At 44.5% G+C, this 14,221-nt stretch carries 16 protein-coding genes; 15 read left to right on the top strand and 1 reads right to left on the bottom strand.

All coding sequences use genetic code 11. The features are described 5' to 3' along the window. Positions 1-294: 294 nt before the first annotated feature. Positions 295-876 (bottom strand): Maf family protein, encoded by a 582-nt coding sequence (locus tag JC606_RS21565; RefSeq protein WP_137409092.1) that lies wholly within the window; start codon positions 874-876, stop codon positions 295-297. A 149-nt stretch (positions 877-1,025) separates the two neighbouring features. On the opposite strand from JC606_RS21565, the gene yceD reads away from it, so the two are divergent. The 15 genes from yceD to JC606_RS21490 all read left to right on the top strand — a co-directional run bounded on the left by yceD (position 1,026) and on the right by JC606_RS21490 (position 14,081). Then, on the top strand, positions 1,026-1,553 hold the full coding sequence (gene yceD, locus JC606_RS21560; RefSeq protein ID WP_137409091.1) for a 23S rRNA accumulation protein YceD: 528 nt from the start codon (positions 1,026-1,028) through the stop codon (positions 1,551-1,553). Between the two features lie 35 nt (positions 1,554-1,588). After that, positions 1,589-1,759, top strand: a complete 171-nt coding sequence (gene rpmF / locus JC606_RS21555; protein WP_004737376.1) for a 50S ribosomal protein L32 — start codon at positions 1,589-1,591, stop codon at positions 1,757-1,759. Positions 1,760-1,768: 9 nt separating this feature from the next. After that, entirely contained in the window at positions 1,769-2,794 is a 1,026-nt protein-coding gene (gene plsX, locus JC606_RS21550; protein WP_198779397.1) for a phosphate acyltransferase PlsX, read from the top strand. 5 nt (positions 2,795-2,799) lie between these two features. Further along, entirely contained in the window at positions 2,800-3,750 is a 951-nt protein-coding gene (locus JC606_RS21545) for a beta-ketoacyl-ACP synthase III (RefSeq protein WP_061033777.1), read from the top strand. 80 nt (positions 3,751-3,830) lie between these two features. Continuing rightward, positions 3,831-4,754 (top strand): ACP S-malonyltransferase, encoded by a 924-nt coding sequence (gene fabD / locus JC606_RS21540; RefSeq protein ID WP_198779396.1) that lies wholly within the window; start codon positions 3,831-3,833, stop codon positions 4,752-4,754. A gap of 24 nt (positions 4,755-4,778) precedes the next feature. Then, a complete protein-coding gene (gene fabG / locus JC606_RS21535; protein ID WP_004737380.1) occupies positions 4,779-5,513 on the top strand; it encodes a 3-oxoacyl-ACP reductase FabG in 735 nt (244 codons plus the stop codon). 166 nt (positions 5,514-5,679) lie between these two features. Then, complete coding sequence (acpP, locus tag JC606_RS21530) at positions 5,680-5,913, top strand: acyl carrier protein (protein ID WP_004737381.1); 234 nt, start codon at positions 5,680-5,682, stop codon at positions 5,911-5,913. A 93-nt stretch (positions 5,914-6,006) separates the two neighbouring features. Continuing rightward, positions 6,007-7,251 carry a beta-ketoacyl-ACP synthase II gene (gene fabF / locus JC606_RS21525; protein WP_004737382.1) on the top strand — a complete coding sequence of 415 codons (1,245 nt, stop codon included), beginning with the start codon at positions 6,007-6,009 and terminating at the stop codon, positions 7,249-7,251. Positions 7,252-7,353: 102 nt separating this feature from the next. Continuing rightward, a complete protein-coding gene (gene pabC, locus JC606_RS21520) occupies positions 7,354-8,196 on the top strand; it encodes an aminodeoxychorismate lyase (protein WP_116871818.1) in 843 nt (280 codons plus the stop codon). Further along, on the top strand, positions 8,193-9,209 hold the full coding sequence (gene mltG, locus JC606_RS21515; RefSeq protein ID WP_137409088.1) for an endolytic transglycosylase MltG: 1,017 nt from the start codon (positions 8,193-8,195) through the stop codon (positions 9,207-9,209). The genes pabC and mltG overlap by 4 nt, the downstream gene beginning before the upstream one ends. A 10-nt stretch (positions 9,210-9,219) precedes the next feature. Continuing rightward, a complete protein-coding gene (tmk, locus tag JC606_RS21510) occupies positions 9,220-9,852 on the top strand; it encodes a dTMP kinase (RefSeq protein WP_137409087.1) in 633 nt (210 codons plus the stop codon). 6 nt (positions 9,853-9,858) lie between these two features. Continuing rightward, on the top strand, positions 9,859-10,824 hold the full coding sequence (locus JC606_RS21505) for a DNA polymerase III subunit delta' (RefSeq protein ID WP_137409086.1): 966 nt from the start codon (positions 9,859-9,861) through the stop codon (positions 10,822-10,824). Then, a complete protein-coding gene (locus tag JC606_RS21500) occupies positions 10,815-11,582 on the top strand; it encodes a TatD family hydrolase (protein ID WP_137409085.1) in 768 nt (255 codons plus the stop codon). The genes JC606_RS21505 and JC606_RS21500 overlap by 10 nt, the downstream gene beginning before the upstream one ends. A gap of 444 nt (positions 11,583-12,026) precedes the next feature. Beyond that, positions 12,027-13,457, top strand: a complete 1,431-nt coding sequence (ptsG, locus tag JC606_RS21495; protein WP_102426254.1) for a PTS glucose transporter subunit IIBC — start codon at positions 12,027-12,029, stop codon at positions 13,455-13,457. 219 nt (positions 13,458-13,676) lie between these two features. Continuing rightward, positions 13,677-14,081 carry a hypothetical protein gene (locus JC606_RS21490; RefSeq protein WP_198779395.1) on the top strand — a complete coding sequence of 135 codons (405 nt, stop codon included), beginning with the start codon at positions 13,677-13,679 and terminating at the stop codon, positions 14,079-14,081. Positions 14,082-14,221 lie beyond the last annotated feature (140 nt).

Below are 14,221 nucleotides of genomic sequence, written 5' to 3'. Positions count from 1 at the left end.
GTTTCCTTGCAATACTAGGGGAGTCCATATACGTCCCTCACTCTTGGGGATGACGATACTTTTTGCTATTCGAGTAAAATAGTACCTTGTGTTTACGTGTTACCTCGGTCGAACAACTTTTGGGTTACTGTCTTCCGCATTATTAATGAGACAGCAGTGACCTTTTTAAAAGTTGAGTGGTACTACTATGGTCTTCATATCGTGTTTTCTTTAAAGTTCAAGAGACAACTTCCGTCATTCCCTAGAATGACGAAGGAAGGAGTAGGGAATCTCTGTAAGAGTGATAAGCGCGAGTTAAAGCACACTCATTCCTTGTGCATCTAACATATCGACTAAGTCGATAAGCGGCAGGCCGATAAGCGTGTTTGGATCTTTTCCTTCCATCTCTTTAAACAAAGCGATACCTAACCCTTCACACTTGAAGCTGCCAGCGCACCAATACGGCTCTTCTTTTTCAACATAAGAGATGATTTGTTGCTCGGTTAAATCACGGAAGTGAACAATAAAGGTATCGAGACGCGTGTCAGCTTGTTGGGTTTCGCTGTTCCATACGGTTACTCCTGTATAGAAAGTGATGCTCTTGCCACTTTGACGAGATAGCTGCTCAATCGCTTTTTCACGAGTGTGAGGTTTACCTATTATCTCGCCATCGATCACGCAGACTTGGTCAGATCCAATCACTAAGCTTGGTTGATCAATGACACAAGACTTAGCTTTGGTTTCAGCAAGGCGCATTACCAACTGTTGTGGAGTCTCCCCCGTAATCGGTGTTTCATCACAATCAGGCTTTGCCGTAATGAAGCTAATTTGTAGTTTTTTGAGGATCTCTTGCCTAAATGGTGAGGTAGAGGCTAAAACTAGTTGGTAATTTTTCATTTTAATTTACAATTCATAGAAGCATTTACAGTAGGATATAGGAAGTTATCCCGCTATTCATAATGCTCTGTATGGGAAAGGTAAAAAAGTGTACTTTTTTTGCCATTTCCTTTGACTAAACTCGATTTGGAAGATAAGATTCGCGCCCTATGCAAAAGGTAAAAATACCGCGTACAGTTGATCCGGCAAGAACGGCTCAGAAACGACTAGATTTAGATGGCATCATCCAAACCAGTCTTTTTAAGCGTTTAGCTGAGGCAACTGAAGGCGTAAAACGTGACGCGCAAGTCTCATTGTCATTTGGGCTTGATGAACAACGATTAGTCGTTATCTCTGGTAAAGCTAACGTCGAAGTCGATTTAGAGTGTCAGCGTTGTAATGAGGTTTTCGCACATGAGTGCGATGTCCAATTCACTTATACTCCTTATTATAATGAGAAAAGTGAAGAGGAAGCACCGGAAGAGTACGATTTGGTAGATCTGAACGAGTACGGTGAGTTAGACCTGATTCAACTAGTTGAAGACGAGTTCATCCTTGGATTGCCGCAAATAGCAATGCACGATAATGCGAAATGTAGCGTTAACTCAAATAACTTGGTGTTTGGTGAACTTCCTGAAGAAATTGAGGAAGACAAGAAGCCGAATCCATTTGATGTTTTAAAAAGCTTGAAGAAGTAACTGCTTCTTTAAGAATTTACATAGGAGTAGGGTCAATGGCCGTACAAAAGAGCAAGAAATCACGTTCAATGCGTGGCATGCGTCGTTCACACGATGCGCTAACTACAGCTGCACTTTCTGTAGACGCAACTTCAGGTGAAACTCACCTACGTCACAACGTGACTGCGGAAGGTTTCTACCGCGGCAAAAAGGTTATCAACAAGTAAGGTTGACCTTTGAAAAATCTAACCGTTGCGCTTGATGCAATGGGCGGGGACTTCGGTCCTCGTGTAACAGTGCCTGCCGCCGTGCAGGCACTGTCGTATTTCCCAGAGCTAAAAGTCATTCTCATAGGTGATCGAAACGCGATCACATCTCAATTATCTTCATTAGGTCGAATGCCTGACTCTCGTTTGAGTATTCAGCATTGTGATCGAGTTATTTCCAATTCTGAAAAACCTTCACTAGCCTTGCGTAACAGTCAGGGTAGCTCCATGCGTGCTGCGATTGATCTGGTCGCCGACTCTCAAGCGGATGCTTGTGTGAGTGGTGGCAACACTGGCGCATTGATGGCTTTGTCCCGTTTCCGACTTAAGCTCCTTCCTGGTATTGATAGGCCTGCATTGGTTTCAGCTTTGCCTACCGCCTCAGGAAATCGCACATGGATGCTTGATTTAGGGGCAAATGTGTCTAGTGATGCAGATTCGCTTTTCCAATTTGCTGTAATGGGCAGTGCATTAGCGGAACAACATTTAGGTCGCGCTCCACGTGTCGCTATTTTAAATATCGGTGCCGAAGAAATTAAAGGTAATGACCTTGTAAAACGATGCGCTGAAATGTTGTCGAATACTCAGTCTGTGAACTTCATAGGCTATATTGAAGGTAATCAACTCCTGCAAGATGCTGCTGATGTCGTCGTATGTGATGGTTTTGTGGGCAATGTCTGCTTAAAAACGTGCGAAGGTACGGCTCAGCTCTTTATTGATAAGCTAAAAACGCGCATGATGGCTTCAACAATAAAGGGTTGGATAGCCAGAATGTTGCTTTCTGAGCTATTTACTGAATTAAAAACCTTGAACCCCGACCAGTATAACGGCGCAAGTTTGTTAGGATTGCGCGGCATTGTCATTAAAAGTCATGGAAGTGCTGATGTATCTGCAGTTGTCAACGCGATTGGCGAGGCAGTACACGAGGTCAAACGACAAGTCCCCAGCCGCATTAGCGATCGTTTGGAAGCGGTTTTACTCGAGAGGCATTATTAGTCTTCATGTATAGCAAAATTTTAGGTACTGGCAGCTACTTGCCATCTCAGGTGCGTACTAACGCAGACTTAGAGAAAATGGTAGAGACCAGCGATGAGTGGATCGTTGCTAGAACAGGTATTAAAGAGCGTCGTATTTCAGCGGAGAACGAAACCGTTGCAGATATGGCGTTTTACGCTGCTGAAAATGCCATTGAAATGGCGGGTATCGACAAAGAAGATATTGATTTAATCATCGTTGCGACCACCAGTAGTAGCCACACATTCCCGTCTTCGGCGTGTCAGGTACAAGGTAAGCTTGGTATTAAAGGCTGCCCTGCGTTTGATTTGGCTGCAGCGTGTTCTGGTTTTGTCTATGCTTTGTCTGTTGCTGATCAGCACATCAAATCAGGCATGTGTAAGAACGTTTTGGTGATTGGTGCCGATGCACTGTCAAAAACCTGTGATCCGACTGACCGCTCTACGATCATCCTATTTGGTGATGCAGCAGGCGCGGTTGTTGTAGGCGCAAGCGAAGAGCCAGGTATTTTGTCGACACATATTTACTCTGATGGTAAATACGGTGAGCTACTAAGCCTTGAAGTACCAGAGCGTGGCGGTGATGCGGATAAATGGCTGCACATGGCGGGCAACGAAGTATTCAAAGTGGCGGTAACTCAGCTATCTAAGCTGGTTAAAGACACATTAGCTGCAAATAACATGGATAAGTCAGAGCTTGATTGGTTAGTTCCACACCAAGCGAACTACCGTATTATTTCAGCAACGGCGAAAAAGCTGACAATGTCACTTGATCAAGTGGTGATCACCCTTGATAAGCACGGCAACACGTCAGCGGCTACCGTACCAACAGCCTTGGATGAGGCTGTTCGTGACGGACGAATTAAACGCGGTCAAACGCTTCTATTGGAAGCATTTGGCGGTGGCTTCACTTGGGGTTCTGCGTTAGTTAAATTCTAACCCTAAGCGAAAACCTACAAACAAGGCACATAACTTATGTGCCTTATTCAATTTTTTGCTTTGCTTAAAGGAAAATTACAATGAGCAAGTTTGCTATCGTATTCCCAGGCCAAGGCTCTCAAGCTATCGGTATGCTTGCAGACCTAGGCGAACAGTATGATGTTGTTAAACAAATATTTGCTGAAGCTTCAGAAGCACTTGGTTACGATCTATGGGCATTAGTTCAAGATGGCCCAGTAGAAAATCTAAATGAAACTTTCCGCACTCAACCGGCTCTACTAACAGCGTCTGTTGCAATTTGGCGTGTATGGCAAGAGCTTGGCCTAGAGCAACCTGCAAACTTAGCGGGTCACAGCTTAGGTGAATATTCTGCACTAGTATGTGCTGGCGTTATCGACTTTAAAGAAGCGATCAAGCTAGTTGAACTACGTGGCCAGCTAATGCAAGAAGCGGTTCCTGCAGGCGTTGGTGCAATGTACGCAATCATCGGTCTAGATGATGAAGCGATTGCTAAAGCGTGTGAAGAAGCGGCACAGGGTGAAGTTGTTTCTCCAGTGAACTTCAACTCTCCTGGCCAAGTTGTTATCGCGGGTAACAAAGCGGCAGTAGAGCGTGCTGGTGCACTATGTAAAGAAGCGGGCGCTAAGCGTGCACTTCCTCTACCAGTATCTGTACCGTCTCACTGTGCGCTAATGAAACCTGCAGCAGACAAGCTAGCGGTAGCTCTAGAAGCTCTAGAATTCAACACGCCAGCATTGCCTGTTATCAACAACGTTGATGTTGTTGCTGAAACAGACCCTGCAAAAATTAAAGATGCGCTTGTTCGTCAACTTTACAGCCCAGTTCGTTGGACTGAAGGTGTACAAGCGATGAACGAGCAAGGCGTTGAGAAGCTACTTGAATTAGGTCCTGGTAAAGTTCTTACTGGCCTAACAAAACGAATCGTAAAAACTATGACAGCTGCTGCAGTTAATGACACTGCATCACTAGAAGCTGCTAAGTAATAACCACTTAATAGAGAAGTTATGATGAATTTAGAAGGCAAAGTTGCACTAGTTACAGGCGCAAGCCGTGGTATCGGTCGTGCAATCGCTGAACTTTTAGTTGAGCGTGGTGCTAAAGTTATCGGTACTGCTACATCTGAAGGCGGCGCTGCTGCAATCAGTGAGTACCTTGGCGAGAACGGTAAAGGTCTTGCTCTTAACGTAACTGATGTTGACTCAATTGCTGCTACACTGAAAACCATCAACGATGAATTCGGTGCGATTGACATTCTAGTTAACAACGCAGGTATCACTCGTGACAACCTACTAATGCGTATGAAAGACGACGAATGGAATGACATCATCGACACTAACCTAACACCTATCTTCCGCATGTCTAAAGCTGTATTGCGTGGCATGATGAAGAAGCGTGAAGGCCGTATCGTTAACGTTGGTTCTGTAGTGGGTACTATGGGTAACGCTGGTCAAGCAAACTACGCAGCAGCTAAAGCTGGCGTAATTGGCTTTACTAAATCAATGGCTCGTGAAGTTGCGTCTCGTGGCGTTACAGTGAACACTGTTGCTCCTGGTTTCATCGAAACTGACATGACTAAAGCGCTAAATGATGACCAACGTGCAGCAACTTTGGCGAATGTACCAGCAGGTCGACTAGGTGACCCTCGCGAAATCGCTGAAGCTGTGGTATTTTTGGCGTCGCCTGCGGCAGCTTATATCACAGGTGAAACACTTCACGTCAATGGCGGTATGTACATGGTTTAAATTATGTGCAACATTTGTGCATGATTTAAGTCAAGATCATACGTAATTTCGGTTAAAATCGTGAAAATTGTGGTTTGACCAGAAAAGTTGACCTTGCAACTTTCAATAGATTGAATAAACTACGGAAAACATCGCATAAAGCGAACTCTGTAAAGGAAAAGAAAAAATGAGCAACCTCGAAGAACGCGTAAAGAAAATCATTGTTGAACAGCTAGGTGTAGACGAAGCTGAAGTTAAAAACGAAGCTTCTTTCGTTGATGACCTAGGTGCAGATTCTCTAGACACAGTTGAGCTAGTAATGGCTCTAGAAGAAGAATTCGACACTGAAATCCCAGATGAAGAAGCTGAGAAAATTACTACTGTTCAAGCAGCTATCGATTACGTAACTAGCGCTCAGTAATAATCTCTCCCAGGCGGTCACCTCGACCGCCTGTGTTTTCTCTAACTCATCTATCCTCATCTTAAATCACCTCAATCTCCGGAGTGTAAAATCGTGTCCAAGCGTCGTGTAGTTGTCACTGGCATGGGTATGTTGTCACCGGTAGGCAACACTGTAGAATCTTCTTGGAAAGCCCTGCTAGCTGGTCAAAGTGGTATCGTGAATATCGAGCACTTTGATGCAACCAATTTCTCAACTCGTTTTGCAGGTCTAGTTAAAGACTTTAACTGCGAAGAGTACATGTCTAAAAAAGATGCTCGTAAAATGGATCTATTCATCCAATACGGCGTCGCAGCAGGTGTTCAGGCACTTGATGATTCTGGTCTAACTGTTACTGATGAGAACGCACCACGTATTGGTGTGGCTATCGGTTCTGGTATCGGTGGTCTTGGTTTGATCGAAGCCGGTCACCAAGCGCTTACTGAAAAAGGCCCTCGTAAAATTAGCCCATTCTTTGTTCCGTCAACGATCGTGAACATGATTGCTGGTCACATGTCTATCATGCGTGGTCTACGCGGTCCTAACATCGCTATTTCTACTGCATGTACAACTGGCCTACATAACATTGGTCACGCGGCACGTATGATTGCATACGGCGATGCTGACGCAATGCTAGCGGGCGGTGCTGAAAAAGCATCTACACCACTAGGTATGGGTGGTTTTGGTGCAGCTAAAGCACTATCTACTCGCAACGACGAGCCTCAAAAAGCTTCTCGTCCATGGGACAAAGGCCGTGACGGCTTCGTTCTTGGTGACGGTGCTGGCATGATGGTTCTAGAAGAGTACGAACACGCTAAAGCTCGTGGCGCTAAGATTTACTGTGAGCTAGTTGGCTTCGGTATGTCGGGTGACGCTTACCACATGACATCTCCAAGTGAAGATGGTTCTGGTGGCGCACTAGCAATGGAAGCGGCTATGCGTGATGCTGGCATTACTGGTGAACAAATCGGTTATGTTAACGCACACGGTACATCGACTCCTGCAGGCGACGTAGCAGAAGTGAAGGGCATCAAACGTGCTCTTGGCGAAGCTGGCAGCAAGCAAGTATTGGTTTCTTCAACGAAATCAATGACAGGTCACCTTCTAGGTGCCGCTGGTTCTGCTGAAGCTATCATTACGGCTATGTCTCTGGTTGACCAAATTGTTCCACCAACAATCAATCTAGATGATCCTGAAGAAGGCTTAGACATTGACTTAGTACCTCATACTGCTCGTAAAGTTAGCAACATGGAATATGCTGCATGTAACTCTTTCGGTTTCGGTGGTACAAACGGCTGTTTGATCTTCAAAAAGATTTAATCATCTTATAAAAGACCTAAACGTCGTAGATAGTCATAATTAGACTTGTTTTTAAACGGCTTGATGCTTAGCATTGAGCCGTTTCTTTTTATGGGGAAAAACATGTTTTGGGTTGACGGACAAAGCCAGCAAACTATCGACATCTTAGATCGTTCGTTTCAATACGGAGACGGCTGTTTTACGACAATGCTTGTCCAAAATGGTCAGATCCAGCATTTTCAGGACCATCAACAGCGTGTCGATGAATGTCTAAAAGCGTTACGTATTTCTGCATTAGATTGGAATGTGGTTAACGTTTGGCTCAATAGCGCAATTCAACACATCCAAAACTGCCACCTCGAAAGTGCAAATAAGTTTAATAGTAGAAAAGCCGGAATAAAGCTGCATGTTAGCCGCGGTGCTGGCGGCAGAGGCTACAGCACTAAGAACATTGCTAAGCCAACCATTACCATTAGTACGTTTGATTACCCAAGCCATTATGAGGCATGGCAAGATACCGGAGTCGAACTCGGGATTTGTCGCCAAGCTTTAGGGCTGAGCCCATTGCTTGCTGGTCACAAGCATAACAATCGTCTTGAGCAGGTACTGATGAAAGACGAGATGGATCAAGCTGGTGAAGTTGACGGTTTGGTTCTTGATATCTCTGGCAATGTGATTGAAACCACCATGGCCAATCTGTTTTGGCGCCAAGGTGAGGTGATTTGTACGCCTCAGCTAACCCAAAGTGGTGTAGCGGGAGTTATGCGTAAGCAAGTGTTAACTGCGCTGAACCAAACTGAACTTTCCGTTACTATTGGTGACTATTGCTTACCTCAACTCATGCAAGCTGATGAGGTTTTCATCACCAACTCCATTTTAGGGGTTGCCCCTGTTACCCGTATTAGTGAAACCCAATTCGACATTGGAACCGTTACTCGTAGCCTTCAAGGACAACTAAACTCGTGATCAAAAAGTTATTTATTTTTATTATCTTGTGCCTCATTGCAGCGGGTGCTGCCGGGTTCTATGTGTATAACCAAGCACAAGATAACCTGAAACAAGTCATTCAATTAGAAAAGCCGCAGGTAGTTACCGTTGCTTCAGGCAGCAGCTTTAACCGCGTGCTGGCTCAGTTAATCAATGAGGGCCTATTTGAGGCATCTCCTTATGAGAAATTAATCCGTAAGCTTCACCCTGACCTTGTTGACGTAAAAGCGGGTACTTTCTTGCTAGAGCCGGGGTTAACGCTTGAGCAAGCGCTGCAAGTACTTGTAGAGGGTAAAGAGCACCAGTTTACAATTACCTTTGTTGAAGGCAGTCGTTTCGACGAATGGCTCGTGCAGCTAAAAGACAATGAATTCATTCAACAGACGTTAGATGGTGTGTCTGAAAAAGAGATCGCTGAAAAGCTTGGCATTGAAAATGAGAAGCTAGAAGGTTTGTTCTTGGCCGAAACCTACCACTACACCTATGGCACAACCGATTTAGATTTGTTGAAGCGCGCCCATCGAGACCTAATGAACGTGGTGAACGATGAATGGGAAAACAGAGCGGATAAACTGCCTCTTAAGTCACCTTATGAAGCTCTGATTCTAGCTTCTATTATTGAGAAAGAGACGGCCGTTGCTTCAGAGCGTGAACGTGTGTCGTCTGTATTCGTTAATCGCTTAAACAAGCGTATGCGTCTACAAACGGACCCAACGGTGATTTATGGAATGGGCGATAGCTACGATGGTAACATCCGTAAGAAAGATTTAAGAACCCCAACGCCATACAACACATACACTATGAGTGGCCTGCCGCCAACGCCGATTGCCATGGCAGGTCGAGCGTCAATTAATGCGGCTCTGAATCCAGAAAAGAGTAACTACCTCTATTTTGTCGCGAGTGGCAAAGGTGGGCATGTATTTTCAAAGAGTTTGGCTGAGCACAACCGTGCAGTACGAGCTTACTTAAAACAATTAAGAAGAAACAAATAAAGAACGAATTATGAATCAGTCGAAATTTATCGTGGTTGAAGGCCTTGAAGGTGCGGGTAAAAGTACAGCTATCAATGCCATTGTTGAGACATTGAAAGCTTCTGGTGTTGAAGAGCTCGTAAACACTCGTGAACCAGGCGGTACTGTGCTGGCAGAAAAGATGCGTTCACTGGTCAAAGAAGAGCACGAAGGCGAAAAGCTTCAAGACATGACTGAGTTACTGCTGATGTACGCTGCACGTGTTCAATTAGTCGAAAACGTGATTAAGCCTGCTTTAGATAGCGGTAAATGGGTATTGGGTGATCGTCATGATATGTCTTCTCAAGCGTATCAAGGTGGTGGTCGCCAGATCGCGCGTACGACAATGGAATCATTGAAAGCAACCACGCTAGGCGATTTTAAGCCGGATCTAACTCTATACTTGGACTTAGACCCTAGAGTAGGGCTTGAGCGTGCACGTGGCCGTGGTGAGCTAGATAGAATTGAAAAGATGGATATCTCTTTCTTCGATCGCACGCGTGAACGTTACCTTGAGATTGCTGCGCAAGATGATTCGGTTCTTGTGATCAATGCAGAGCAAGAGATAGAACAAGTAGCCGCAGATATTAAGCAAGCGCTTAGTACGTGGCTAGACCAACAGTAGGCAGTCATGGCGGAAGTGTATTCTTGGCTCACACCAGTTTGGAGTGAGTGGAAAAAAAGCCTCGATTCTGAGCGTTTTCCTAATTCGGTGATTGTTAATGCGCCGGAAGGGTTGGGCGTTGAAGCTCTCATTAGCCAACTTACCGATGCATTAATGTGCACAAACTATGAAAGTGAGGCGTGTGGTTTTTGCCATAGCTGTGAGTTAATGAAGTCGGGCAGTCATCCTGATTTTCATGTCATCTCGCCAGAGAAAGAAGGCAAATCGATCACGGTTGATCAAGTTCGTGCTAGTAATCGCTGGGCTCAAGAGTCATCCCAGTTGGGCGGTTTACGCGTTATCTTGCTTGAGCCTGCTGAAGCGATGAACGAGTCGGCTTCTAATGCTCTTTTGAAAACTCTCGAAGAGCCATCAAGCCAGTGTATTTTCATTTTATCGACTCGTAACAGTAATCGCCTAATGCCAACCATCATCAGCCGCTGTCAGCAGTTCAATGTGGTGAGCCCACAATTGGAAGCGGGCTCAGCATGGCTTGACGGGGAAGTGGGTAAGGTCGTTCCTGCGTATATTTTGGCACTTAACGACAATGCCCCGTTGAAAGCGAAAGCGATGTTTGAAGAGGGCGGTGTAGAGGCTTCCGAGAAAGTGTTCGACGGTTTCGTTAATATCATCAAAGGCACTCAACCTGACATGCTAAAGTTCTCGACAGAGCTTAGCAAAGACCCTTTGATTCAATTGGGTTGGTTATGGCACTTATTGTCTGACGTACAGAAGCTGCATTTTGGCTTAGCGAATACGGCTATCACTCCCAGCGCTAATGCGCTGCGTGAGGTGATGTCTTATCAAAGCGCCTATACTGCAGCACATAAACTGTTGATATTGACTGAGCAGTTGAAGCAACACCCTGGGCTCAATACGGAGCTACTCATAATGAATTGGCTGATAGCCACTTGCGAGGAAACATGTTCGTAGATTCCCACTGTCATTTAGACAAGCTGGATTACCAAGATTTACACACCAGTGTAGAAGATGTCGTTAACAAAGCGAAAGCAGCGAATGTTGAACAACTACTTTCTGTGGGTGTGACACTAGATTCGTTTGAAAATATGCTCGAAATGATAGCGCCGTTTGATAACGTTAAAGCGTCTTGTGGCGTTCATCCTCTTGATGTTGAAAGTGATTTCAGCCTTGAAAGAATGCGTGAATACGCGAGTAACCCTAAAGTGGTTGCGATAGGTGAAACCGGCTTAGATTACCACTATCAACCTGAAACTGCGGAATTGCAGCAGCTGCGATTCAAACAGCATGTTGAGCTTGCGGTTGAACTGAACAAGCCTTTGATCATTCACACTCGTAATGCGCGTGAAGATACACTTGCGATTCTTCGTGACGGTGGCGCTGAGAAGTGCGGTGGTGTTATCCACTGTTTTACTGAAGATCAGGCGTTTGCTGAAGCGGCAATGGAATTAGGGTTCTATATTTCAATTTCAGGCATTGTGACCTTTAAGCAAGCAACAGAACTTAAAGAGGTCGTTAAGAATCTGCCGTTAGATAGGCTACTGATTGAAACGGATTCTCCATACTTAGCACCGATTCCATATCGTGGAAAGCAGAATCAACCTGCATATGTTGTGGAAGTGGCGGCCTACATCGCGCAATTAAAAGGTGTATCGATGAAAGAGGTTGCTGAACAAACGACCAAAAATTACCAAAAACTTTTTTTGCGATAAAAAACTAACTAAACAAATAAAAGGGAGCGAAAGCTCCCTTTTTGTGTTTTTGATCACCAAAAATACGTTTTTTTTTAATGTTTACGAATTATGTTGAACTTGAGAGCGTGAATTATAACATTTGTAATTTTGTTACTAAAAATAACATTCTCTATTATTTTATTTACCCAGTAAAATAATAATGACTTGTAAAAATGCTCATAAATTTCAATGCTTTATTTTGTTGTAAACCATTGCATTTCTAGATTTGACATGTGATCCAAGACGTGTTTTGAAACTAAATTTCGTAAGTCACTAGAAAGTTAGTTCTGCATCAATATATATTTAGCGGCAGAAAATATAATGCAATACATGGTTACATTTTCACTGGGTGCTAACATATAGGCTACGGGGGTGTGCCGTTAGAACCCATATAATTATTTTATCTTTATCAGGAGCATAAACATGTTTAAGAACCTTTTTGCTAGCCTGCAAAAAGTTGGTAAGTCTCTGATGCTTCCAGTATCAGTTTTACCAGTTGCGGGTATTTTGCTAGGTGTCGGTGCAGCAGATCTTCCTTTCATTCCAGAAATTGTTTCAAACCTTATGGAGCAAGCTGGTGGTTCAGTATTCGGTCAAATGGCACTACTGTTTGCAGTAGGTGTTGCACTTGGCTTTACTAACAACGATGGTGTAGCTGGTCTAGCTGCAATCGTTGGTTACGGCATCATGACTGCTACACTAGGCGTAATGGCTGGTGTAATGGGCGTTGATAAAATCGATACTGGTGTACTAGGTGGTATCCTAGTCGGTGGTGTTGCTGCTTGGGCATTCAACCGTTTCTTCCGTATTCAACTTCCTGAGTACCTTGGCTTCTTCGCTGGTAAGCGTGCTGTGCCAATCATCACAGGTTTCTCTGCGATCGGTCTAGCAATCCTACTATCTGTAGTATGGCCACCAGTTGGCGGCGCTATCTCTGCGTTCTCTGATTGGGCTGCTCACCAAAACCCACAAGTGGCGTTTGGTATCTACGGTATCGTTGAGCGTTCTCTAATTCCATTTGGTCTTCACCACGTATGGAACGTACCATTCTTCTTCGAAGCTGGTACTTGTGTAAACGCTGCTGGCGAAACTCAAAACGGTGTTCTTACTTGTTACCTAGTTGCTGATGACGCATCGCGTGCAGCGGGCAATGGCTTCGGTCAGCTAGCTGGTGGTTACATGTTCAAGATGTTCGGTCTACCTGCTGCTGCAATCGCAATTGCACACTCAGCTAAGCCTGAAAACCGCGCTAAAGTAATGGGTATCATGGCTTCTGCTGCGTTAACTTCATTCCTAACGGGTATCACTGAACCAATCGAATTCTCATTCCTATTCGTTGCTCCTGTTCTGTACGCAATCCACGCTCTACTAGCTGGTTCTGCTTACGTTCTTGCGAACACTCTAGGTTTTGTACACGGTACATCTTTCTCACACGGTCTAATCGACTTCCTAGTTCTATCTGGCCACGCGTCTAAGATGGGTCTAATGGTTGTTTGTGGTATTGCTTACGCTGCAATCTACTACATCGTATTCCGCACTGTGATTAAAGCTCTAGACCTTAAAACTCCTGGTCGTGAAGACGAGTCAGAAGACGAAGCAGTTGCGACTGGTTCTGAACTTGCTGGTGAGCTAGTTGCTGCATTCGGCGGTAAAGCTAACATCACTGGTCTTGACGCTTGTATCACTCGTCTACGTGTTGCAGTTGCTGATACAGCAGTTGTTGACCAAGACAAGCTTAAGAAACTAGGTGCTGCAGGTGTTGTAGTAGTAGCGGGTGGCGTACAAGCTATCTTCGGTACTAAATCTGACAACCTGAAAACAGACATGGATGAGTGGATCCGTAACAACGGTTAATTCACTGATTCAATAAATTGAAAGGAGGCCAATTGGCCTCCTTTTTTGTTTCTACTGTTTCATCAGGCTTATTCTTCTATCTCTCAGTTATTTACCTTTCATTTGAAACTAATCACCTATTATCATCATCTTTGATGGTCTGCTATCTTTAACTTTATGATGACAAATGGTGTTGGTTTTTAATTAACCTACCGCTTTTTGAAACAGTTTGAGAATACTATGAAATATCGTTACTTGATTGGCCTTATGTGCGGCAGCCTCACCTCTTTTGCTCATGCTTCTGAAGCTCCTGCGTTAGAAGTTGGTCTAGCCGTTGACCAAGATCTGAGTGCCGTTGTTGAGTTTGACCAGAAATACCGTGTCACCATTGGTAATGACGGCGCTGCATTTGATTACATCTGGAAGCGAGGTCAGTTCGAGACTGAAGCTGCGTTGAGCTGGTACGTCGGCGCGGGTGCTTGGGCTGAATGGAATGACGACTTTGGCTTACGCTTGCCGTTAGGCGTTAAAGTGAACTTCTACGAAGGTTGGAATGCTTACGCACAGGTTCACCCTGAACTTGATATGTACAAAGGTGTTGAGTTGCAACTAGGCGGTGCTCTGGGTGTGACCTATAAGTTCTAAAGTTGAACTGAAAAATACGATACAACGAAAAGCCAGCAAATTAGTCTGTCTCTTATACAGAAATCCCTAAGCTACAGCTTAGGGTTTTTTTTTGAACTAATTTTATGTTTCGTGATCTGATCATCCATATACGACAAGGA

This window comes from Vibrio sp. IB15 (assembly GCF_016406055.1).
In the GTDB taxonomy this organism is placed as follows: Bacteria; Pseudomonadota; Gammaproteobacteria; order Enterobacterales; family Vibrionaceae; genus Vibrio; species Vibrio chagasii.
Note: the sequence above shows the minus strand (reverse complement) of the source record. Positions and strands in the feature narration are given on the sequence as shown.

Bases quoted from the DNA above. Each gene is read 5' to 3' on its own strand.
- JC606_RS21565 (WP_137409092.1), bottom strand. From the start codon at position 876: ATGAAAAATTACCAACTAGTTTTAGCCTCTACCTCACCATTTAGGCAA.
- yceD (WP_137409091.1), top strand. From the start codon at position 1,026: ATGCAAAAGGTAAAAATACCGCGTACAGTTGATCCGGCAAGAACGGCT.
- rpmF (WP_004737376.1), top strand. From the start codon at position 1,589: ATGGCCGTACAAAAGAGCAAGAAATCACGTTCAATGCGTGGCATGCGT.
- JC606_RS21545 (WP_061033777.1), top strand. From the start codon at position 2,800: ATGTATAGCAAAATTTTAGGTACTGGCAGCTACTTGCCATCTCAGGTG.
- fabD (WP_198779396.1), top strand. From the start codon at position 3,831: ATGAGCAAGTTTGCTATCGTATTCCCAGGCCAAGGCTCTCAAGCTATC.
- fabG (WP_004737380.1), top strand. From the start codon at position 4,779: ATGAATTTAGAAGGCAAAGTTGCACTAGTTACAGGCGCAAGCCGTGGT.
- acpP (WP_004737381.1), top strand. From the start codon at position 5,680: ATGAGCAACCTCGAAGAACGCGTAAAGAAAATCATTGTTGAACAGCTA.
- pabC (WP_116871818.1), top strand. From the start codon at position 7,354: ATGTTTTGGGTTGACGGACAAAGCCAGCAAACTATCGACATCTTAGAT.
- tmk (WP_137409087.1), top strand. From the start codon at position 9,220: ATGAATCAGTCGAAATTTATCGTGGTTGAAGGCCTTGAAGGTGCGGGT.
- JC606_RS21505 (WP_137409086.1), top strand. From the start codon at position 9,859: ATGGCGGAAGTGTATTCTTGGCTCACACCAGTTTGGAGTGAGTGGAAA.
- JC606_RS21500 (WP_137409085.1), top strand. From the start codon at position 10,815: ATGTTCGTAGATTCCCACTGTCATTTAGACAAGCTGGATTACCAAGAT.
- ptsG (WP_102426254.1), top strand. From the start codon at position 12,027: ATGTTTAAGAACCTTTTTGCTAGCCTGCAAAAAGTTGGTAAGTCTCTG.
- JC606_RS21490 (WP_198779395.1), top strand. From the start codon at position 13,677: ATGAAATATCGTTACTTGATTGGCCTTATGTGCGGCAGCCTCACCTCT.